The following is a 20,536-nucleotide window of genomic DNA, read 5'->3' as shown; positions in this document are numbered from 1 at the left end:
CCATCCGACACTGGACCCGCGCGCAGAACCCGGCTTTCATGGCGCAAAGGGAGTGGCGGATGACGGTGATGCGATATTCAGGACTGGCGCTGGCGCTGTTGGGCTCGGCCCTCGGCTCGACCACGGCGCAGGCACAATTGTCGCCCGCCGAGACGCGCGCGGTCGCGGTGGTCGATGCCGAGCATGAGCGGTCGATCGCGTTGCTGCAGACGCTGGTCGATCAGAACAGCGGAACGATGAACCTTGCGGGCGTCGCGAAGGTGGGCGCGATGGTCCGCGGCGAACTCGAACCGCTCGGTTTCCAGGTCCGGTGGAAACCGATGCCGCAGACCAAGCGGGCAGGGCACCTGATCGCGGTGCATCCGGGCAAGCCGGGGACCAAGCGCCTGTTGCTGATCGGGCATCTCGACACGGTGTTCGAGCACGATTCGCCGTTTCAGCGCTTCGTCCGCAAGGGCGAGAGCGCGCAGGGGCCTGGGGCGGGCGACGACAAGGGCGGGATGGTCGTGATGCTGTCCGCGCTGCGGGCGATGAAGGCGGCGGGGCTGCTCGACGGCGCGAATATCGAGATCATACTGACGGGAGACGAAGAGGATGCGGGCGATCCGGTCGAGATCGCGCGCGCCGACCTGATCGCGGCCGGCAAGCGCGCCGATGTCGCGCTGGATTTCGAAGGTCTGTCGGTCGTCGACGGGCGCGACATGGGATCGATCGCGCGACGCTCGTCGAACAGCTGGACGCTGACCACCACGGGCAAGACCGGCCATTCGTCGCTGATCTTCTCGGACAGCTATGGCGACGGTGCGATCAACGAGATGGCGCGCATCCTCGCGGCATTCCGCAAGGATCTGCCCGAGCCGAACCTGACGTTCAACACGGGTGTGGTCGCGGGCGGCGCAACCGCGGCGCTCGATGCCGATGGCGTCCGCGCGACCGCGACGGGCAAGGGCAACATCATCGCGGCGACCGCGGTCGCACGCGGTGACTTCCGGACGCTGAGCGAGGATCAGACGCAGCGGGTCCGCGCGAAGATGACCGCGATCGTCGCCCGCCATGCTCCGGGCACATCGGCGACGATCAGCTTCGAAAGCGGCTATCCGGCGATGCCGCCGACCGCGGGCAACCGCGTGCTGCTCGACCGGCTGAACCGGGTCAATCGCGACATGCGCCTACCGGAAATGGCGGCGCTCGATCCGCTGAAACGCGGCGCGGGCGACATCGCGTTCGTCGCAGGCGATGTCGACGGGCTGATCGGGCTCGGGACCGCGAGCAGCGGCGACCATGCCCCCGGAGAGACGGTCGACCTCGGCAGCATCCGCCGCCAGGCCAAGCGCGCGGCGATCCTGATGGCTCGCCTGTCCCGCGAGCCTGCCGCGCGCTGATCGCGCCCGCAACGCCGCCTAGCGGTCGACCACGACCGGCTTCGCGGTGGCCGTCAGGGCGTCGTCGTCGCGCAGCTTGAGGAACAGCGTGTCGCCGGGTCGCGGGATCGTCACCGATCCGGCAGTGAAGCCGTCGGGCAGGATCGTGGCGCCGGTAAATTGCGCGTCCCCCGCGACCGCCGCCAGCAAATACAGCGACTCGCCCGACAGCACGCACCGTGGCGCGCCCTTGTCACATGTCACGCCCGTCAGCGTCGGGAGCCGCACGAGCGAGACGAGCGGCGCCCAGTCGCTCGCCACGCCGTCCTGAAGGACACGGTAGCGCACCGGGCCAAAGGCCGACGCGCCAAGCGCCTTGCCCGGGTCGAGCGTGACGATCGCAACCTGTGGCCCCTGTACGGCATAGCCGTTCGCCGCCGTGATGATCGTCGACGCGCGTCCATCGAGCGTCGCGATCTCGACCTGCTCGCGACCGGAAAAGCGCGTCGGCCCCTCGCCGCGGAGCGAAAAGGTCAGCCGCGCGTCGATCGGTATCGCAGTCCCTTGCGCGAGCGTGATCGGCAGCGCCGCCGGGGTAGCGGTCGGCGTGACGGTCTTGTCGATCAGCGTGACGACGGGGCGCGGCGGGGCGATCCGCACCGCGACCGGGAGCACGCGACCGTCCCTGAGCGTGACGCGGCCCGTCTTGTCCTGGCCCGCCGTCCAGCCCTGGACCGCGTTGGGTGTCGCGACCGTCATCGCGCGTTCGTCGGTCTTGGCGGTCCGGACCACCTCGCCCGGGGTGAAGACCGCGCCATCGACCGTCAGCGACGCGACGGTATCGAGCCGGGTTCCCGTCAGCAGCCCCTGCACATCGCCTGCATGCAGCGTGAAGCCATCGATCCGCCCGACCTCGGTCAGCGCGGTCAACGCGATCGTGTCGGGCGCCGCGATCCCGGTCTGGCGAACGATCACCGAAACCTTCCCCGGCGCGAGCTGGGCCTTGGGGATCGTGGCGGTGATCCGGCCATCCGCGAGTGTGGTCCACTTGAGCGGCTCGGTCGCCCCCGAGGGGCGCGCGAGCGCGACGTCCTCGACACAGGCCGCCGCGCCGCCCTCGATCGTCAGGCTGTTGTCGCGCCCTGCGACAAGCGTGGCCGCTTCGGTTGCACGCCAGCTGTTGGCGCGGGGGCTCTGCAGGCGGAAACGCGGGCCGTCGAACGGCGTGAAACCCCAGGTCCCGTGCAGCGTCGCGTCGAACCCCGTCCCGAACGCCCCTGCGTCGCTGCCGGCGCCCCCCAGCACGAACCCGCCCCGCTCGGCATCGGCCGCCACGGGAAGGTCGACGCTGCTGCCATCGGGCCGCGTGACGCGCACCGCCATCGCATGCGCGTACCGGGTGGCGTAGATCAGCGGCGCACCTTCGACCGGCAGGAGCACCCCGTCCTCTGCGCGACACAAGGCACGCGCAGGCCCCACCGTCCGCAGCGGCGGCGGCTCGGGGGTTTCGATCGCGGGGAGTGCCGCGACCATCACCGATTTCGGTTTGGCAAAGGACGGCGCGGCATTGAGCAGCAGCGACAGGCGGGCGTCGCTGGCACGCGCGAGCGCGGGAATATACTGGAACTGCGTCGACTGGAACGCGCCGAAGATCCGCGCGAGATCGCGCACCACGCCGATATAGGGGCTGTAATAGCCATAGCCGCCCTCGGGCGTCGCCGCGAGCTGGAGCGCGAGATCGGTGGGCGCGCCGACGAGCGTTTCCGTCAGCGACGCGCTGTGGCTGTCCGCTAGCAACAACGAGCTGCGGCTCTGCGTCAGGCACGCCGCCTGCAGGTCGACCGCCTGTTCGAGGCACTCGGCCTTCAGCGTGATCGACAGGCTGCGCGTGAGCACGGGTGACACGGTCTCGATCCGTTCGGGACGGGTCCGCTCGAGCCGGTGGATCGAATCGAGAAACGTGTCGAGCCGGGCACGATCGAGCGAGGCCTGGTTCAGTTCCTGCGAGGCACGCACGAACGCACCGGGCTGTTTGCGGACCGCATCGACGATCGCGTCATACCCGCCACCCGTCTCGGGCGCGAGGAACAGGATCAGCTGGCGCGCGCCGGCGGGCACGGTGAGGTCGAGCGTGTTCTTCTTGCGCTCCCACGTCTTGGCCTGCGCGAACCAGGATTTCGGGGGCGGATTGGTCGCCCCGCGCAGAAACGCGGCGACGAGCACATAGTGCACGCCCTGATCGCGCGGCAGTTCGGCGCCGACCGCGATCCGGTCCCCCTCGCTCAGATTGGGAACCTGCCCGATCGGCAGCGTCGTCCTGCCATGGGTCACGGTGACGCTCAGCGCCGGGCCGGTAAGGTCGAACGCGGCGGGATCCGCGTGCGCCTGGGTCAGCGGGAACAGCGCAGCCAGCAGCAGCGCATGCCGCAAACGGAGGAACGACGCACGGATCGAGGGTCGCGAAACAGCCATAGGCGTGCGTCGTGGCGGTACGGCATGGCCTTTTTAGGGCGGCCGGTTGTACGGATGCCGTGAAGACCGACGCGATCCGGTGGCGATCCGCCGACCGCGCTAGACGCTGACCTTCGACGCGGCGCGCCCTTCGCCGCCGAAAATGCGCAGATAGCGTTCGATCTCGGCCGGGTCGCCAGTCGCCTTCGACGGATTGTCCGACAGCTTCACCGCCGGCCGGCCATCGGCACGCGTGACCTTCGCGACCAGCGAGATCGGCTCGAGCCCCGCCATCCCATCGGGGTCGCAATCGCGGAAATCATTGGTGAGATTGGTGCCCCAGCCGAAGCTCATCCGCACGCGACCGTGGAAATGGCGATAGGTCGCCTCGATCGTGTCGACGTCCATGCCGTCGGAAAAGATCAGCAGCTTGGTCTTCGGATCGCGGCCGTGCGCCTGCCACCAGCGGATGATCTCCTCGCCCCCCTCGATCGGCGGCGCGCTGTCGGGGCGAAAGCCGGTCCAGTCCGCAACCCAGTCGGGGGCGTTGGCGAGAAACGCGCTGGTACCGAACGCATCGGGCAACGCGATCAGCAGGTTGCCGCCATAATGTCGCCGCCAGTCGTCGAGCACTTGATAGGGCGCCGCGGCCACCCCGGCATCGTCGGTCGCGAGCGCTGCGCGCACCATCGGCAACTCGTGCGCGTTGGTGCCGATCGCCTCGAGATCATTGTCCATCGCGAGCAGCACGTTCGAGGTGCCGATGAAGCGGGTTCCCAACCCCTCCTTCAACGCCTCGACGCACCAGCGTTGCCAGAGGAAACCGTGCCGGCGGCGCGTACCGAAGTCGGAGAGGACGAGATCGGGCAGCGCGCGCAGCCGTTCGACCTTGTCCCACAGCTTGGCCTTGGCGCGCGCGTAGATCACGTCGAGCGTGAAGCGGCCGCGATCGCGCAGCACGGCGCGCGCGCGCAGTTCGTTGACGATCGCGAGTGCGGGGATCTCCCACATCGTCGTGTGCGTCCACGGTCCCTCGAAACGCAGCTCGAACTGACCATCGACGGTGCGCAGCTCATAATCGGGCAACTGGAAATCGGCGAGCCAGCGCAGGAAATCGGGCGCGAACATCCGGTCCTGCCCATAGAAGCTGTTACCCGCGAGCCAGATCAGTTCCTTCTTGCCGAACCGCACCGTGCGCGCATGGTCGAGCTGCGCGCGCAACTCGCCCTCGTCGATGATCGTCGACAGCCGGACCGTCCTCGTCCGGTTGATCAGCGCGAACGTGGCCTGCACGTCGGGATATTGCTGACGGATCATCTGCAGCATCAGCAGCTTGTAGAAATCGGTATCGAGCAGGCTGCGGACGATCGGATCGAGCCGGAACCCGTGATTATAGGTGCGCGTCGCTATGTCGGTAACGGCCATGCCGGACTCCTTCCTCGCGGTTCGGCCCGGCCGCGCGGCAAGGGGTCAGGAGCAGGCGGAACCATCCGGGGAGCGATAGCGCCGAAACCCGTTTTGCAAAGCCTTCGCCTGGCCGGCGGTCACCCGATCACGCGGAGCATTGCGGGTGAAGCGGGCAAACGCCCGCACCGCCTGTCCCGACCGGATCACACGATCAGGCGTCGGCAAGCCGGCGCGCGCGGCGTTCGCCGCCGCCTGTATCGCGCGGCGCGCTATCCGGACCGCGCCGGTCGGTGCGGCGACGATCGCCGGCGACGGGCAGGCTGCGCTCGCGGCGCTCCCACCGGAAGACCGACGCCTGTTGCACCATCCGCTGGACCTTGGCCGACAGCCCGTTGGCGGCAGCCGACGTCTCCTCGACCATCGCCGCATTCTGCTGCGTCGCCAGATCCATGTTGCAGACCGCTGCGGAAATCTCGGAAATGGCAAGCGACTGCGCCTGGTTGTCGACGACCATCCCGCCGACGAGCGCATGGACGTCGCCGACGTCGCGCGCGATCTCCGCCAGCGCCCCGTCGACCTGCTCGACCGCAGTGACCGCGGTCACGATCTCGGTCCGCGTCGTGGTCAGCTGATCGCGCGCGCTCTTGGCTTCCGCCTCGGCTCTTTGTGCGAGCACCGAGACGAGATCGGCAACGACCGCAAATCCGCGACCCGCATCGCCCGCCCGACCCGCCTCGACCGCGGCGTTCATCGCGAGCACGCGGGTCTGGAAGGCGATCTTGTCGAGCCCCTCGATGATGTCGTCGGTTCCGGTCACGCTGGTGACCACCCGCGACATCGCCTGAACCGCGTCCTCGGCGGTCGAGCGCCCCGCGGCGACCGTGGCGAGCGCGCTGTCGGCCCGAGCCACCGTGCTCGACGAGGTTTCCGCCGACGATCGCAGACGCTGGTCGATCTGGACGAGCGCGGCACTGGTCTGTTCGAGGCTGGCCGCGGTGCTTTCGGTGCGCCGTGCGAGATCCTCCGATGCGGTCGAGATCTCGCCTGCGCCGCTCTGAATTTCCGTCGCGGTCTCGACGACGGTCTGGATCATCGCGCGCAGCGTCGACACGGCGCTGTTGAGGTTCTGCCCGATCTCGCGGAACGACGGCGGAAACTCGATCGCGGGACCCCCTCTCAGATCGCCCGTCGCCATCGTCTGCAGCACGCCCGCAAGCGCGTCGGTGACCATCGTCTGTTCGCGGGACGCCGCTGCATCGGCCTCGGCGCGCGCTTCGGCCGCGACCCGGAAGCTATCGACCGCCACGGCGATGCTGCCGAGCTCGTCCTTGCGATCAAGATAGGGGACCGATGCCGGTTCTCCGCGCGCCAGCGTCGCGGTGACGTCGGACAGGTCGACGGTGGGCGAGACGACCCGCCGCAGCAACAGCACGCAGAAACCGGCGACGCCACCGACGATCAGAAGCCCGATCACCGACAGCAGGACGAGCGCGCGGTGCAGCGTGGTCGCGGCACGATCGTTCAGGCTCGTCTGATAGGCGAGCGCACGCGTGACGAGCGTGTCGATCGCAGCGCGATGCGCCGCGTAATCGCGCGTGATCCGCGCATAGCTGCGGTCGAGCGCACGACGATCGCGGGCGCGGGCCGCGGCAAGATACCGCGTCTCCACCTCGGTCCAGAACGCGTCGGCGGCGGGCTTGCTCGCGCGCAACGCGGCATAGACCGCCGGATCGATGTCGGTGTGCGACCAGAAGTCGTGACGTGCCCGGTACTCGTCATGCAGCTTCGCCAGCCGCTTGCCCGCGGCGGGCGCATCGGCGGGATCGCGCAGAAGCAGCGTCGCCTCGAGATACGCCTGGATGATATAGGCAGGCGGGGGCAGGACATCCGCCACGAGGTCCGAGGTCCGCTGCGACTGGACCTGCAGCGGCCCGCCCATGCGGATCACGTCGATCCGCCATGTCGCCAGCCCGGCCGCCAGAATGATCATGAGCAGCAGTAGCGCGCCGCCGGCACGTACGAAGGTCCTGATAGTCATCCAACGCTCCAGATGGACAAACGCGCAGAACGGACGGCGCCGCGCTCTGCCGGTATCGGTCCATTATAGCGCGCCGAGCGTCCCCGGCGGTGCGCGGAGCATCTAATTCACACCGCGCACCCGCCCGCATCGGGCGGGCGGAAAACCTATCGGTCGATTTGCAGGCCGGTCCAGGCGTCGAACGCGGCGATCGTGCGCGCGCGCACCTCGTCCGGCGTGCCGGAGGCATCGACGACGACATGACGCGCCGGATCGCGCCGCGCCTGGTCGAGGAACGATTCGCGGATGCGCAGGTGGAAGGCGAGTTCGAGCGTTTCGAACCGCCCCTCGTCGACCGCCGAGGTCGCCAGTCGCTTGCGGCTTCGCGAGAGGCCGGTCTCGACGTCCAGGTCGAGGATGATCGTCAGATCGGGCCAGACATCGCCGACGGCGGCGGCGTGGAGCTGCCGGATGAACGCCTCGGACATGCCGCGCCCCGCACCCTGATAGGCGATGGTCGAGCCGACATAGCGGTCGGAGATCACGAACCGCCCGAGCGCCAGCGCGGGTTTGATGACACGACGGACATGCTCGACGCGCGCCGCGGTCATCAGCAGCAGCTCGGCATGCGGATCCCAGGCATCGTCCGCCCCCGACAGGATCAGCGACCGGATCGCCTCGCCCTGCGGCGTGCCACCCGGCTCACGGGTCGCCGCCCCCTCGCCGCCACGCGCGCGGAGCTGCTCGACGAGATAGCCGACCATGCCGCTCTTGCCGCTGCCGTCGATCCCCTCGACCGCGAAGAAACCGTTCCAGCTCATGCCCGGCCGCGCATCGCACAGCGTGCAGCGGGGGTGAAGCCGGGCAGCGGGCGGCCCGCGCGTTCGATCACAGGGAGGAAGCTCATCGCGCCCCCCTAACCGACCAGCACGTGCAGGTCGAACGCCTCAGTCGCGAGGGCCGCGGCAATCGTCGATGCGCCCGTTCATTCGCGAAGCTGTTCATGATGCCGGATCACCTCGTCGATGATGAAACGCAGGAATTTCTCGGAAAATTCGGGGTCGAGCTGTGCTTCTTCGGCAAGACGCCGGAGCCGTGCGATCTGTCGCTCCTCGCGGCCCGGATCGGCGGCGGGCAGGCCGTACGTCGCCTTGTGGCGACCCACCGCCTGCGTGACCTTGAACCGCTCGGCCAGCATGTGGATAAGGGCCGCATCGATATTGTCGATGCTCTGGCGATAGCCGCTCAGCAGGTCGTCGGGCATCGTGGAACCTCCGATTCATTATGCGCGCCCGCCTTTTGCGGAGCGTTTCGCACGCCGGCAAGGGTTGCTTTGCGGAGGCTTACCGGCCAGAGGCTCGGGCAGATGAGCGCTACCGTCCACCGCCTCGACTCCTCCACTTCCAATGCCGGGTCACAGCCTTCGCTGGATCCGATGCTCCGGCTCGTCACGCACGATATGGATCAGGTCAATGCCGTGATCGTCGCGCGGATGGATTCGGAGATCCCGTTGATCCCCGAACTGGCTGGCCATCTGATCGCGGGTGGTGGCAAGCGGATGCGCCCGATGCTGACGCTCGCGAGCGCTCAGCTGATCGGCTACACCGGGACGCAGCATCATCTGCTCGCTGCCGCGGTCGAGTTCATCCACACGGCGACGCTGCTGCATGACGACGTGGTCGACGGATCGGACCTACGTCGCGGCAAGCGGACCGCGAACATCATCTGGGGAAATCCGGCAAGCGTTCTGGTCGGCGATTTCCTGTTCAGCCGCAGCTTCGAACTGATGGTCGAGGCGGAAAGCCTGAGGGCGCTCAAGATCCTGTCGTCGACCAGCGCGATCATCGCCGAGGGTGAGGTCAACCAGCTGACCGCCGCCCGCCGCGTCGATCTGGGCGAGGAACGCTATCTCGATATCATCGGCGCGAAGACCGCGGCGCTGTTCGCAGCGGCGTGCCGGATCGCGGCGGTCGTCGCCGAGCGATCCGAAGCCGAGGAGGCCGCGCTCGACGCCTATGGCCGGAACCTGGGGATCGCGTTCCAGCTCGTCGACGACGCGATCGACTATGTTTCGGACGCCGATACGATGGGCAAGGATGCCGGCGACGACTTCCGCGAGGGCAAGATGACGCTGCCCGTCATCCTCGCCTATGCGCGGGGATCCGCCGAGGATCGCCAGTTCTGGAAGGACGCGGTCGAGGGCCGTCGCGACAGCGATACGGACCTGCAGCATGCGGTACGGCTGATCCGGGCGACGCGCGCGATCGACGATACCTTCGCGCGTGCACGCCATTATGGTCAGCGCGCGATCGACTCGATCGGCGGCTTCCCTGACTCGGTGGCGAAGGACGCGATGATCGAGGCGGTCGAATTCGCGGTCGCGCGCGCCTACTGATCCGGGATCGCCCGGGCATCGCGTTATGCACCGACATGAAAAACGGCGGCCGATTGCTCGGCCGCCGTTCTTGTTTGCAGTGATATCAGACGTTTAGCGGCACTTCACATTGCCGCGATCGACCGAGCGACCGAGCAGCGCGCCACCGCCGGCGCCGGCCAGCGTCCCCAGCGTACCGCCACCGATGAGGTTGGCGAGCGCGCCGCCGCCGAGCGCACCGATCACCAGGCCCGTCGTGCCGTCGTTGCGCTTGCAATAGGCACGGCCGTCCTGCCCGCGATAGACGCGGTCGTTGCGGCCGAGGCGGCGCTCACGGTAGTTGCCGTTCTGATAACTGCGCGAGGGATCCCAGTTGCGGTCGTCGCCATGCCAGTTGCGGTCCACGCGCCGGTTGTCGCGGCGGTCGTCGCGCCGCTGGGCGGTTGCCTCGACCGGAGCAATCACGGGTGCGACGGCAGCGACCGACATCAGTGCGGCAATCAGATGGTTCTTCACGGGGTCTTCTCCTGATCTATGACAAGGTAACCCCCGCGCGACGCAAAAGGTTCAGACGGTCGCGGTATCTGCCATCGCGCAATCGTCCCCATCCCCCGTCTCGACCTGAAGCGTGGCATGGCCGATCCCGAACCGTTCGTGCAGCAGCTCGCGCGCGTCGGTCAGGAAACGGTCGCCGGGATGGCCCCCGGGCATGACCAGATGCGCGGTCAGGACGGGCTCGGTGGTGCTCATCGGCCAGATATGAAGATCGTGGATCGCGGTAACGCCCGGGAGACCGCACAGCGCCTGATCGACATGATCGAAATCGATCCCGCGTGGCACCGCCGACAGCGCCATCTCAATCGTTTCGCGAAGCAGCCCCCAGGTCTGCCAGAAGATCAGGATTGCGATGGCGATGCTGACCGCGGGATCGATCCAGGTCAGCCCCGTCCGCCAGATGACGAGACCCGCGATCACGACGCCGGCCGACACGAGCGCATCCGCCGCCATGTGGAGATACGCGCCACGGATATTGACGTCGCCCTTGCGGCCCCGCGCGAACATCCAGGCGGTCACGGCATTGACCGCGATACCGACGCCCGCGACCATCGACACCGTCAGCCCGGCGGTCGCCGCCGGACTGGCAAAACGCTGCGATGCCTCGAGAACGATCGCCCCCAGCGCCACCAGAAGCAGCAGCGCGTTGGTCAGCGCGGCGAGGATCGTCGATCCCTTCAGCCCATAGGTAAAGCGCTTGGTCGGTGCGGTCCGCGCGAGCATCGTCCCACCCCATGCGACGACCAGACCCAGCACGTCGGAGAGATTGTGTCCCGCATCGGCGAGCAGCGCGACCGAATCGATCCGCAGCCCGACCAGCGCCTCGATCGCGACGAAGGCGATGTTGAGGCCGATGCCGATCGCGAAGGCGCGGTCGAACGACTCCGGCGCATGGCTGTGGCCATGTCCCCCGTGCCCGTGGCCGTGCGCATGGCCGTGCCCGTGCCCCTGCCCCTGATCGTGCCCGTGATCATGTCCGTGATGATGTCCGCCCAACGTCTGCGCTCCGGTGATTCGGCCGGCGCGTAGCATTGCGGTGGCGTGAGATACTAGGACGCGTGCGGTACCGGCGATCGGGCGCCCACGACAAAGCGGCATTCAGCCGGCGCCGAACGCGAGTCCATCGGCATCGGGGTCGGTCTGCGCGATCAGGCGGCGTGCCGCACGGCGTGCAAAGGCCAGCGTCCCGCGCTTGCGGACATGCGCGGGGAGGGGGGTGGTGTGCGCCTCGCGAACGATCGCCGCGTCGTAACGGTCCGCGACGATGATCCCGGTGCGTTCGGGGAGAAACGCCGCGCCGTGCAGCGGGCTGGCATCGAACCCCGCGGGCACCGCCCAGAAATAGCGGTCGCAATGCCCCAGATAGTCGGGCCATTTTCCGTCCCCGAGCAGATCGGCGCGCGAGACCTTGATCTCGACGATGACGATATGGCCGCGTGCGTCGATGGCCATCAGATCGGCGCGGCGGCCGCCGTCGAGCGGCACTTCCGCCATCGCGGTCAGGTCATGACGCAGCAACATCCGGACCACGCCGCGCGCCACATCCGCTGCGCACAACGGGGATCCGGGTTCGTCGATACAGGAGGCCGGGGGGGTGTCGAGCATCGACCGAAAATAGAACAATCCACGAACGAGGCAAGCGCATTCGCCTGCTCATTCGCGGATCATCGGTCTCGAAATCGAAGCGGGACGCCGCGTGTTCAACCTGTCCCGACGGTGGTCGGGACGATCCGACTCAGCGGTAGAAGACGTGGTTGCCGATCGAGGCAACCTTGATGACGCGGCCTGCAGGGCGGCGGTCGGCGGTGTTGAAGTACAGCGCCTTCTGCGCGGGGCTGTTCCACGCGTCGGCGAGCGCGACCTTGGCGACGGCGATCGCGGTGCGATAGGCCTTGCCGATGTTGATGGCCGGGATCTGACCACCGCGCACGAAGCTGAACTGGCCGCGCTGCTTGACGACGGCGCAAACGTCGGTCGGGAAACGACCCGACTTGGCGCGGTTGATGATGACTTCGGCGACGGCGAGCTGGCCGGTCAGCGGCTCACCCTTGGATTCGAAGTAGATCGCGCCGGCAAGGCACTCGAGCGCTTCATCGGCGGCGGCATTGTCCTGCGCGGCGACGGCTTCTGCGAGGGTGTCGAATTCTTCGTCTTCGGCAGTGGTGGTGGGCTCGACGGCGGCAGGAACTGCGGCAGGAGCGACCAACGGAACATTCTGCGGAGACAGGGCGTTTAGATTGGCAAGTGCGGTAAGGCTGGCCGTCGAGCGGTCGATACCGCTGGCCCTGCCTGGTGCGCTGTTGCCGAGGAGTCCGGCAAGCGAGAGAGACATGGCTGCGATGGTCGCGGCCCGCTGCATTATCGTCATTCAAACTTATTCAGGTGCGGTTGAATCGCGGTTCGCTCGTCAAAGACGACCGTCCGTGCATCCCCCCGACTGCGTAATCGACCCGGATCGCACCCGCACCGACACAACGCCAATCAATGATGTAATCCCCCTCTATCGGGGGGGGCATTGGAGTCAATCGGCGACGATCGTTTCAGCGGCGAACCGTTCTGCCGCTGCGATGTCCACCTCGATCACCCACAAATCCGGATCGCGCGCGCGTCGGCGCCGCCAGTAGCCGTCGATGTCGTCGGTCGGAGTCGAGTCGATCAGCGCGACGCGCCCGCCGGGTCCGATCCCGCGTTCGAGCACGCGTGGCGGTGCCCCCGGATCGAGCGCAATGACGAGGATCGCGCCACCCTGCGGATCCCCCTTGGCGAGCACGATACCGAAGCCGCCCGCATCGTTGACGCGGCGCAGCAGCGCACTGACGAGGAGACCGCTGGGGAGGCGAGCGCTCACGCGCCGGGTCGGTCGGAGCTGCGATATCCCGGCAGTCCGGCAAGCGGAATCCGCGAGCGCATGAAGGTGCCCGTACCGCGCGCGGCCTCCTCACCCTCGGCGTCGATCAACCGCGCATCCGCGACGAACACGCGACGCTTTCCGCTAATCCAGCGGCCTTCGGCCACGACCGGGCCGACCTTCAGCGGGCGGGTCAGCAATAGGTTGAACGCGGTGGTGAGCAGAAACCGGTCGGTGACGAGGCTATTGGCGGCGTAGAAGGCCGCATCGTCGAGCATCTTGAAATAGCTGGTGCCATGCGCCGCGCCGCCGGCATGATAATGGCGTTCGTCGATCGTGAAATGAATACGCGCAAATCCGCGTTCGGGAATCTCGAGCGTCGAGTCGAAGAACCGGTTGATCGGCGCGCGTGCATAGAGCGACTCGAGCGCGCGGAAATGCGCGTCTTCGCCCGCGGCGTCCGTATCGACGCCATCACGCTGCATCGCGAACCTCGTCCGCGGAGAACAGCGCGTACAACGCGTCGGGGGAGCCGCCACCGCGCAGCTTTTCGAGAAACGTCTTGTCGCGCAGGCGCCGCGAGACGCGCGCGAGCGCCTTCAGGTGCACCGCGCCCGCATCGGTCGGCGACAGCAGCATGAAGACGAGGTCGACCGGAAGATCGTCGACCGCCTGAAAGTCGATCGGCTGGGCAAGCCGCGCAAAGACGCCCGTGACCTGCGAAAGACCCGGCAGTTTCGCATGCGGGATGGCAACACCGCCGCCGAATCCCGTCGAGCCAAGCTTTTCACGTGCGGTCAGCAGGTCGGCGATCGACTTCGCGTCGATTCGGCCTGTAGCATCCGCCAGATTATCCGCGGCAATTGTCGAAAGTTGCTGGAAGACCGCCTTTTTATTGGCTGCGACCATATTGGTGAGGACTGCGTCAGGACGCAGCATATCGCTGAAATCATTCATGCTGTTTGTCTCTGAGCGCCCCCGCACTCCCGCCTTAGCGGGTCGTGCGGGGGCGTAAAGAGCGCGCCTTACTGGGGAGGCGTGCTGGAGGCCGCACGCTGGGGCTCGACCCAGCCGATCGTTCCGTCACCGCGGCGATAGACCATGTTGTGTGCGCCCGTTCCCGCGTTCGTGAACAGGAGTGCCGCGGTGTTGCGCAGATCGAGCATCATCACCGCATCGGACACGCTGGCTTCGGGAATATCGACGCGTGTTTCGGCGATGATCAGCGGCGCGTCGGCTACGTCCTCTTCCTGGATGTTTTCCTGGAACAGCGTGTAGCCGGCATTGTCATATCCGGTACTCTCCGCGATCGCGACCGCCTCGCCGGCATGGCGATCCTTCAGTCGTCGCATGTAGCGGCGCAACTGGGTCTCGATCTTGGCGGCGGCGCCGTCGAATGCGGGGTGCGCGTCATAGGCCTCGGCATGGCCCTTCAGGACCAGCCCCTTCATGACATGCGCGACGATATCGCACTTGAAGCCGGCGTCGTGCGGCCCCTTGCCAAAGGTGACTTCGGCGGAAATGGCGCGCGAGAAATACTTGTCGGCGATACCCTGGAGTCGGTCTTGCACATGGGTGTTGAGTGCTTCGCCCGTGGCGACCTGATGACCAGAAATCCGGATATCCATTGTCTTCTCCATGCAGTCGAACGGTCCTGTTGGCTCCGCTCGGTCGACGTCATCCGGACGCCACGGCCCCCCAAATCGGATCCTTGATCCCCTTCATAAACGCCGCATGCGCCGCAAGGTCTCCGTCGCTCGCCACGAAAACACGCGGCGGACGAACGACACGAGGCGTCTGTGCGACGATCGGAGTCGAGGCGGACGATACGGCATCGCTGATAAGGCCGAGGCCGATCTGGCGCCCGCCCATCAGCTCGACGTAGACCTGCGCCAGCAGCTGCGCATCGAGCAGCGCGCCGTGCAGCACGCGGTGACTGCGGTCGATACCGAAGCGTGAGCACAGCGCATCGAGCGAATGCTTGGCGCCGGGGTGGCGGCTACGCGCGATCTGGAGCGTATCGACCATCCGCTTGAGATGGATGATCTGGCGACCGCATTTGGTCAGTTCGCCGTTCAGAAACGAAAAATCGAACGCGGCGTTGTGCGCGATCATCGGTGCGTCGCCAACGAAGTCGAGCAGCGCCTCGACCGCGTCACCAAAGCGCGGCTTGTCCGAAAGGAATGCCTGGCTCAGCCCGTGGACGTTGAACGCCTCGACCGGCATGTCGCGTTCCGGATGATAATAAGCGTGGAAGGTCCGCCCGGTCTCGACCCGGTTGACCATCTCGACGCAGCCGATTTCGACCATCCGGTCGCCGCCTGCAAAACTGAGGCCGGTGGTTTCGGTGTCGAAGACGATCTCGCGCATCACGATGGTATCGACCTTACGCGGCGCGTGCGCAAGCGATGACCGCACGGGCCTGCGCGCGCGTTTCCGAAAGATCGGTATCGGTGAAGATGACGTGATCGGCACGCGCGCGCTTTTCGGTATCGGGCGTCTGTCGTGCGAGGATGGTCGCGAACTTCTCCGGCGTCATGCCCGGGCGCGCAAGGACGCGCGCGCGCTGAACTTCGGGTGCGGCCGTGACGACGACGATGCAATCGACGCGCCGATCGCCCCCCGTCTCGAACAGCAACGGCACGTCGAAGACGACAAGCCCATCGGTGTTATTAGCGAGGAACGCCGCGCGTTCCTCCGCGACGGCGGGGTGGACGATCGACTCGAGCCGCTTGATCGCCGCGTCGTCGCCGAACACCGCGGCGCCGAGTTTTGCCCGGTCGATCGCACCATCGACGACTACGTCGGGAAAGGCGGCCGCGATCGCCGGGACCAGCCTACCGCCAGCCGCCTGGAGCCTGTGCACCGTTGCGTCGGCGTCGAACACCGGTACGCCCTCGGCCGCGAACATCGACGCGACGGTCGACTTCCCCATGCCGATCGATCCGGTCAGCCCGATGATCATTGGGCGAGACGGGCCCGAAGTTCGTCGTCGCGGTCCCGTGGAGGTTCCACGTGGAACAATATTTCGAACGCGACCGCCGCCTGACCGATTAGCATCTCGAGCCCGTCGACCGTCTCGAGATCGCGCGCGCGCGCCGTCTTGAGCAGCGTGGTCTCGAGCGGCGAATAGACGATGTCGTAGACGAGTGAGTCCGGTTCCAGCGCACCGAGGTCGATGTCGAGCGAGGGGTGGCCGGCCATGCCGAGAACGCTCGCGTTGACGAGAAGCCGCGATGGCGGTGCGGCCGCGGGGATCGGCAGGGCCTGCCCCTTGAGCCCGAAGCTCGAGAGCAACGCGGCGCCCTTGAGCGGACTGCGATTGAGGATCGTCACCGGACCGACTCCCATGCGGGACAGCGCGAACAGGACCGCGCGTGCCGCACCGCCTGCGCCGATCACGGTCGCGGGCTGACCCGCGATATCGAGGTCGTCGATCGGTGCCCAGAAGCCCGCGGCATCGGTGTTGGTGCCGATGCAATCGCCCGCCGGATTGCGGAATACAGTGTTGATCGCGCCGATCGTGCCGCGGACATTGCCGGGATCGGCGACGTGATCGAGCGCGGCAAGCTTGTGCGGCATCGTGACGTTGCACCCGCGCCAGGCGGGGTCTGCCTTGCGCTCGGCAAAATAGGCAGGGAGCGCCTCAGCGGTGACATGCTTGTGGCGGTATTCTGCGTCGATCCCGAGCGCGTCCAGCCAGAAGCCGTGAATCAGCGGCGATTTCGACTGTGCGATCGGATCGCCGATCACTTCGGCATAGGGTCGGGTCATTCTGCGCTCCGTGTGTCCCCACGACGGCGGGGATCCAGTCTGGGCACCCGCCTTCGCGGGTGGATCCGATTTAGTCTACCGCGTTGGAATTGCCACGGGCTGCCTCTGCGCTGTCCAGGCCGTCGCCCCTCTACGCCGTCATCCCTCCACGCCGTCACCGCTCTAAATCGTCATCCCAGCGGAAGCTGGGATCTCCCCGGTTGGCGAACGTCGTCTGCCTCGTGAAATACCCCAGCTTTCGCTGGGGTGACGGGTGGACGTGGCGGGAGGTGCGGGTGCGGGTGCGGGTGCGGGCGCGGCGGGAGAGGGAGAGGGAGAGGGAGAGGGAGAGGGAGAGGGAGAGGGAGAGGGAGAGGGGAAAGGCTACGCCGGCAATTCGCCGCGCACGCGGAGAAAGTCGAGAACGTTCAACAGCGGCATGCCCAGCACCGTGAACTGGCTCCCCTCGATCCTCGTGAACAATTGCGCCCCGGGCCCTTCGATCCGGTAACACCCGACACACCCCGCGATCGCCGGCCATTCCGCATCGAGATACGTCTCGATGAAGGCGTCGGACAGCGGCCGCACGTGCATCTTCGCGCGTTCGACATGGCGCCAGATCGGTTGCGCGTTCTCGGCGATCACCGCAGCGCTCCAGAGATCGTGGCGTTTGCCCGACATCGCCCGCAGATGCGCCGCCGCATCCGCGCGGTCGACGGGCTTGTCGAGGATCGTCCCATCGTCGAGCACGACCATCGAATCGCTGCCGAGGACGAGGTGACCGGGCATCCGGGCCGAGACCTTGACCGCCTTCAGCTCCGCCAGCGCATCGGCAAGATCGCGTGGCGCCAGATGGCGGAGTGCGACCTTGGCCGCGTCCTCGTCGACGCCGGCAAAGGTCGCGTCGAACGCGACGCCGGCCGCGGACAGCATCGCCCGGCGTGACGCGCTTTGCGACGCGAGAACCAGGCTCATGCGGCGTCCACGCGACGCTGGTTGCACAGGGCGATGATCGCCGCGGCGGTCTCCTCGATCGACCGCCGGGTCACGTCGATGACCGGCCAGCCATTGTCGGCGAACATCCGGCGCGCAAAGGCGAGCTCGCGCATCACCGCCTCCTCCTCGACATAGGAGGTGTCGGGCGCCTGATGCAGCGACAGCAACCGGTTGCGGCGGACCTGGATCAGCCGGTCGGCGCTCGTCGTGAGGCCGACGATCAGCGGATTGCGCAACGTGTAGAGGATCGAGGGCGGGGGGCTCTCGACGACGACCGGGATGTTCGCAGTCTTGTAGCCCCGGTTGGCGAGATAGATCGAGGTCGGCGTCTTGGACGACCGCGATACCCCGGCGAGGACGATATCGGCCTCCTCCCATTCCTCCCATGCGATCCCGTCGTCATGCGCGATCGTCCACTGGATCGCATCGACGCGCGCGAAATAGGCGGCGTCGAGGACATGCTGTCGCCCCGGACGCGCCTTGGCCTGCTGCCCGAGCAGCCCCGACAGCGCATCGTTGACCGGGTCGAGCGGGGCCACCGCGGGAAGCGCGAGCGCAAGACAGCGCTGTTCGAGAATGCGGCGCGTCGCGGGGTTCACGAGCGTGAAAATCACCAGCCCGGGGTTCTGCGCAATCTCCTGCAGGATGCGTTCGAGATGCGCCTCCGTGCGGACCATCGGCCAGAAATGACGAACGGTTTCGACGTCGTCATATTGGGCAAGCGCCGCCTTCGCGATGTTCTCGAGCGTCTCGCCGGTCGAGTCCGAAAGGAGGTGAAGATGGAGCCTGGTCATCGGCCGTTGATCCCGGTCGTCGGCGCGGGGCGGGGTGAATCTGTGGATAACATGGGGAGAAGGGCTAGCGTAACTCGGTGATGCCGCCAAGCGACCGGAAGGCTGTGGAAAACCACCCATCTATCCACAGCCCTGCGCACAGGAGCAACTTTCATCCACAGGCTGTGGGTAACGGGGGCACCTGAATCGAATCAGCGCGTTTGTGGCGATGTCCGGGGGTCAAGCTGTTGGCATTTCGGGGGACACCGCATAAGTCCCACGATCAACCGCCCAACCACTGCAACAACCTATTTCTTGAATCTTCTTATAGTAGAAGAAGGGTGCTCCGCTGACCGATCCGATTCCCAATCTGCAGACCGTCAAGCCGTTGCTGGCGACGCTACGTGGCGAGCGTCAGGCGACGCCGCCCTTGTGGCTCATGCGGCAGGCGGGGCGGTATCTCCCCGAATATCGCGAACTTCGCGCGGAGAAGGGCGGCTTCCTCGCGCTCGCCACCGATCCCGACGTCGCAGCCGAGGTCACGCTCCAGCCGATCCGCCGGTTCGGGTTCGACGGATCGATCCTGTTCTCGGACATCCTGATGATCCCCTGGGCGCTCGGGCAGGATCTGAGCTTCGGGGTCGGCGAAGGGCCACGGCTCGAACCTGCGCTGGTCGATCATGCGCTCGATCGGTTGCAGCCCGTTCCCGATCGCCTGGAGCCGGTCTACGGCACCGTCGCGAAGGTTGCCGGGGCATTGCCGCCCGCGACGACGTTCCTCGGCTTTGCGGGCTCTCCCTGGACGGTCGCGACCTATATGGTCGCGGGCAAGGGCAGCAAGGATCAGGGCGAGACGCGGCGCTTCGCCTATGGCGACCCGCAGGCGTTCGGCGCGATCATCGATGCGATCGCGGACAACACGGTCGAATATCTCGTCCGGCAGATCGAGGCGGGCGTCGATGCGGTCCAGCTGTTCGACAGCTGGTCGGGCTCGCTCTCGCCTGCACAGTTCGAACGCTGGGTGATCGCGCCGACCGCGTCGATCGTCGAGCGCCTCCATGCGCGCTGCCCGGGCGTACCGGTGATCGGCTTTCCGAAGGGGGCAGGGGGCAAGCTTCCCGCTTATGCGCGCGAGACGGGCGTCGATGCGATCGGACTCGACGAGACCGTCGATCCGGTCTGGGCGCATGCGTCGCTGCCCGCCGACATGCCGGTGCAGGGCAATCTCGATCCGCTCGCGTTGATCGCGGGCGGCGCGGATCTCGATACGGCGATCGACCGGATCCTCGCGGCGTTCGTCGAGCGGCCGCACGTCTTCAATCTGGGCCACGGTATCCTGCCCGACACGCCGATCGCGCATGTCGAGCAGCTGATCGCCCGCGTCAGGAGCACGACATGAGCGGTTTTCTCGGGGCGTCCTATGACTGGGTGAAGGCGGCGCACCTGATCTTCGTGACTTTTTGGATGGCGGGGCTGTTCATGCTGCCGCGCTATCTCGTCTATCATCAGGAAGCGCTGGCCGCAGGCAATGCAGCCGAGGCGGCGAGCTGGGTCGAGCGCGAGGGCAAGATCCGGAAGATCATCCTGACGCCCGCGATGATCGTCGTCTGGGTGCTCGGACTCGCGCTGGCGCTGAACCTCGGGCTGGCGGATGGCGTGCCGGGGCTGGGGTGGCTGCACCTCAAGCTGCTGTTGGTGTTCCTGCTCACCGGCTATCACGGCTGGACGATCGGCTATGCGAAGAAGCTCGCGGCGGGGAAGCCGACGCTGACGGGCAAGCAGTTGCGGATGCTGAACGAAATCCCCGCGCTCGCGGTGACGCTGATCGTCGTGCTGGTGATCGTGAAGCCGTTCTGACTCCCTTGCGTCATCCTGGACATGATCCAGGATCCAGCGCGGCGGAGGACACCGCGTGTGGCTCTGAATCCTGGGTCGAGCCCAGGATGACGGTGATGGCGGTCGCCTTGTCCTCGCTTGACTAACCGCCCCCTCAATTCTACC

Annotated in this window: 22 protein-coding genes; 4 read left to right on the top strand and 18 right to left on the bottom strand. The window is 67.0% G+C overall.

Annotated features, from left to right (window positions below; translation table 11 throughout):
- Positions 1-68 precede the first annotated feature (68 nt).
- Complete coding sequence (locus AC0CH3_RS13570; RefSeq protein ID WP_354301276.1) at positions 69-1,382, top strand: M20/M25/M40 family metallo-hydrolase; 1,314 nt, start codon at positions 69-71, stop codon at positions 1,380-1,382.
- A gap of 18 nt (positions 1,383-1,400) precedes the next feature.
- On the opposite strand, the gene AC0CH3_RS13565 is transcribed toward AC0CH3_RS13570, so the two are convergent.
- The 5 genes from AC0CH3_RS13565 to AC0CH3_RS13545 form a co-directional block, all read right to left on the bottom strand.
- The gene (locus tag AC0CH3_RS13565) at positions 1,401-3,833 is read right to left on the bottom strand and encodes a hypothetical protein (RefSeq protein ID WP_354300591.1); all 2,433 of its coding nucleotides are present in this window, start codon (positions 3,831-3,833) and stop codon (positions 1,401-1,403) included.
- Positions 3,834-3,932: 99 nt separating this feature from the next.
- Complete coding sequence (gene pncB / locus AC0CH3_RS13560) at positions 3,933-5,237, bottom strand: nicotinate phosphoribosyltransferase (RefSeq protein ID WP_354300593.1); 1,305 nt, start codon at positions 5,235-5,237, stop codon at positions 3,933-3,935.
- A 193-nt stretch (positions 5,238-5,430) separates the two neighbouring features.
- Positions 5,431-7,257: a methyl-accepting chemotaxis protein gene (locus tag AC0CH3_RS13555; protein WP_465237995.1), complete on the bottom strand. Its 1,827-nt coding sequence runs from the start codon at positions 7,255-7,257 to the stop codon at positions 5,431-5,433.
- Positions 7,258-7,403: 146 nt separating this feature from the next.
- Complete coding sequence (gene tmk, locus AC0CH3_RS13550) at positions 7,404-8,057, bottom strand: dTMP kinase (protein WP_354300597.1); 654 nt, start codon at positions 8,055-8,057, stop codon at positions 7,404-7,406.
- Positions 8,058-8,221: 164 nt separating this feature from the next.
- A complete protein-coding gene (locus tag AC0CH3_RS13545; protein WP_056018312.1) occupies positions 8,222-8,500 on the bottom strand; it encodes a chorismate mutase in 279 nt (92 codons plus the stop codon).
- A gap of 102 nt (positions 8,501-8,602) precedes the next feature.
- On the opposite strand from AC0CH3_RS13545, the gene AC0CH3_RS13540 reads away from it, so the two are divergent.
- The gene (locus AC0CH3_RS13540; protein WP_354300599.1) at positions 8,603-9,631 is read left to right on the top strand and encodes a polyprenyl synthetase family protein; all 1,029 of its coding nucleotides are present in this window, start codon (positions 8,603-8,605) and stop codon (positions 9,629-9,631) included.
- A gap of 93 nt (positions 9,632-9,724) precedes the next feature.
- Here AC0CH3_RS13540 and AC0CH3_RS13535 read toward each other — a convergent pair whose 3' ends face one another.
- The 13 genes from AC0CH3_RS13535 to AC0CH3_RS13475 all read right to left on the bottom strand — a co-directional run bounded on the left by AC0CH3_RS13535 (position 9,725) and on the right by AC0CH3_RS13475 (position 18,556).
- On the bottom strand, positions 9,725-10,126 hold the full coding sequence (locus AC0CH3_RS13535; RefSeq protein ID WP_354300601.1) for a glycine zipper 2TM domain-containing protein: 402 nt from the start codon (positions 10,124-10,126) through the stop codon (positions 9,725-9,727).
- Positions 10,127-10,177: 51 nt separating this feature from the next.
- Complete coding sequence (locus AC0CH3_RS13530) at positions 10,178-11,161, bottom strand: cation diffusion facilitator family transporter (protein WP_465237994.1); 984 nt, start codon at positions 11,159-11,161, stop codon at positions 10,178-10,180.
- Between the two features lie 102 nt (positions 11,162-11,263).
- On the bottom strand, positions 11,264-11,770 hold the full coding sequence (locus tag AC0CH3_RS13525) for an MmcB family DNA repair protein (RefSeq protein WP_056019190.1): 507 nt from the start codon (positions 11,768-11,770) through the stop codon (positions 11,264-11,266).
- A gap of 130 nt (positions 11,771-11,900) precedes the next feature.
- Positions 11,901-12,533: a cell wall hydrolase gene (locus AC0CH3_RS13520; RefSeq protein ID WP_354300605.1), complete on the bottom strand. Its 633-nt coding sequence runs from the start codon at positions 12,531-12,533 to the stop codon at positions 11,901-11,903.
- A 153-nt stretch (positions 12,534-12,686) separates the two neighbouring features.
- Complete coding sequence (locus AC0CH3_RS13515) at positions 12,687-13,013, bottom strand: DUF1491 family protein (RefSeq protein ID WP_354300607.1); 327 nt, start codon at positions 13,011-13,013, stop codon at positions 12,687-12,689.
- The gene (locus tag AC0CH3_RS13510; RefSeq protein ID WP_354300609.1) at positions 13,010-13,498 is read right to left on the bottom strand and encodes a PaaI family thioesterase; all 489 of its coding nucleotides are present in this window, start codon (positions 13,496-13,498) and stop codon (positions 13,010-13,012) included. Before AC0CH3_RS13510 ends, AC0CH3_RS13515 begins: the two co-directional genes overlap by 4 nt.
- Positions 13,488-13,970: a PTS sugar transporter subunit IIA gene (locus AC0CH3_RS13505; RefSeq protein WP_056018300.1), complete on the bottom strand. Its 483-nt coding sequence runs from the start codon at positions 13,968-13,970 to the stop codon at positions 13,488-13,490. Before AC0CH3_RS13505 ends, AC0CH3_RS13510 begins: the two co-directional genes overlap by 11 nt.
- A gap of 68 nt (positions 13,971-14,038) precedes the next feature.
- Positions 14,039-14,641 (bottom strand): ribosome hibernation-promoting factor, HPF/YfiA family, encoded by a 603-nt coding sequence (gene hpf, locus AC0CH3_RS13500; RefSeq protein ID WP_056018299.1) that lies wholly within the window; start codon positions 14,639-14,641, stop codon positions 14,039-14,041.
- A 49-nt stretch (positions 14,642-14,690) separates the two neighbouring features.
- Positions 14,691-15,383, bottom strand: a complete 693-nt coding sequence (dnaQ, locus tag AC0CH3_RS13495; protein ID WP_056019186.1) for a DNA polymerase III subunit epsilon — start codon at positions 15,381-15,383, stop codon at positions 14,691-14,693.
- 16 nt (positions 15,384-15,399) lie between these two features.
- Positions 15,400-15,978, bottom strand: a complete 579-nt coding sequence (gene coaE / locus AC0CH3_RS13490) for a dephospho-CoA kinase (protein ID WP_354300612.1) — start codon at positions 15,976-15,978, stop codon at positions 15,400-15,402.
- Positions 15,975-16,787 carry a shikimate dehydrogenase family protein gene (locus AC0CH3_RS13485; protein WP_354300614.1) on the bottom strand — a complete coding sequence of 271 codons (813 nt, stop codon included), beginning with the start codon at positions 16,785-16,787 and terminating at the stop codon, positions 15,975-15,977. Before AC0CH3_RS13485 ends, coaE begins: the two co-directional genes overlap by 4 nt.
- A gap of 363 nt (positions 16,788-17,150) precedes the next feature.
- Positions 17,151-17,741 carry a Maf family protein gene (locus AC0CH3_RS13480; RefSeq protein ID WP_465237993.1) on the bottom strand — a complete coding sequence of 197 codons (591 nt, stop codon included), beginning with the start codon at positions 17,739-17,741 and terminating at the stop codon, positions 17,151-17,153.
- Positions 17,738-18,556, bottom strand: coding sequence for a pyruvate, water dikinase regulatory protein (locus AC0CH3_RS13475; protein WP_056018294.1), 819 nt, complete (start codon positions 18,554-18,556; stop codon positions 17,738-17,740). The genes AC0CH3_RS13480 and AC0CH3_RS13475 overlap by 4 nt, the downstream gene beginning before the upstream one ends.
- 349 nt (positions 18,557-18,905) lie before the next feature.
- Here AC0CH3_RS13475 and hemE point away from each other — a divergent pair, with 349 nt between their 5' ends.
- Together hemE and AC0CH3_RS13465 are read left to right on the top strand one after the other, a co-directional pair.
- Positions 18,906-19,934: a uroporphyrinogen decarboxylase gene (gene hemE / locus AC0CH3_RS13470; protein ID WP_354301278.1), complete on the top strand. Its 1,029-nt coding sequence runs from the start codon at positions 18,906-18,908 to the stop codon at positions 19,932-19,934.
- Complete coding sequence (locus AC0CH3_RS13465) at positions 19,931-20,392, top strand: CopD family protein (RefSeq protein ID WP_354300618.1); 462 nt, start codon at positions 19,931-19,933, stop codon at positions 20,390-20,392. The genes hemE and AC0CH3_RS13465 overlap by 4 nt, the downstream gene beginning before the upstream one ends.
- The last annotated feature ends 144 nt before the right edge of the window (positions 20,393-20,536 follow it).

The sequence above is a fragment of the Sphingomonas sp. AC449 genome, assembly GCF_979253475.1.
Note: the sequence above shows the minus strand (reverse complement) of the source record. Positions and strands in the feature narration are given on the sequence as shown.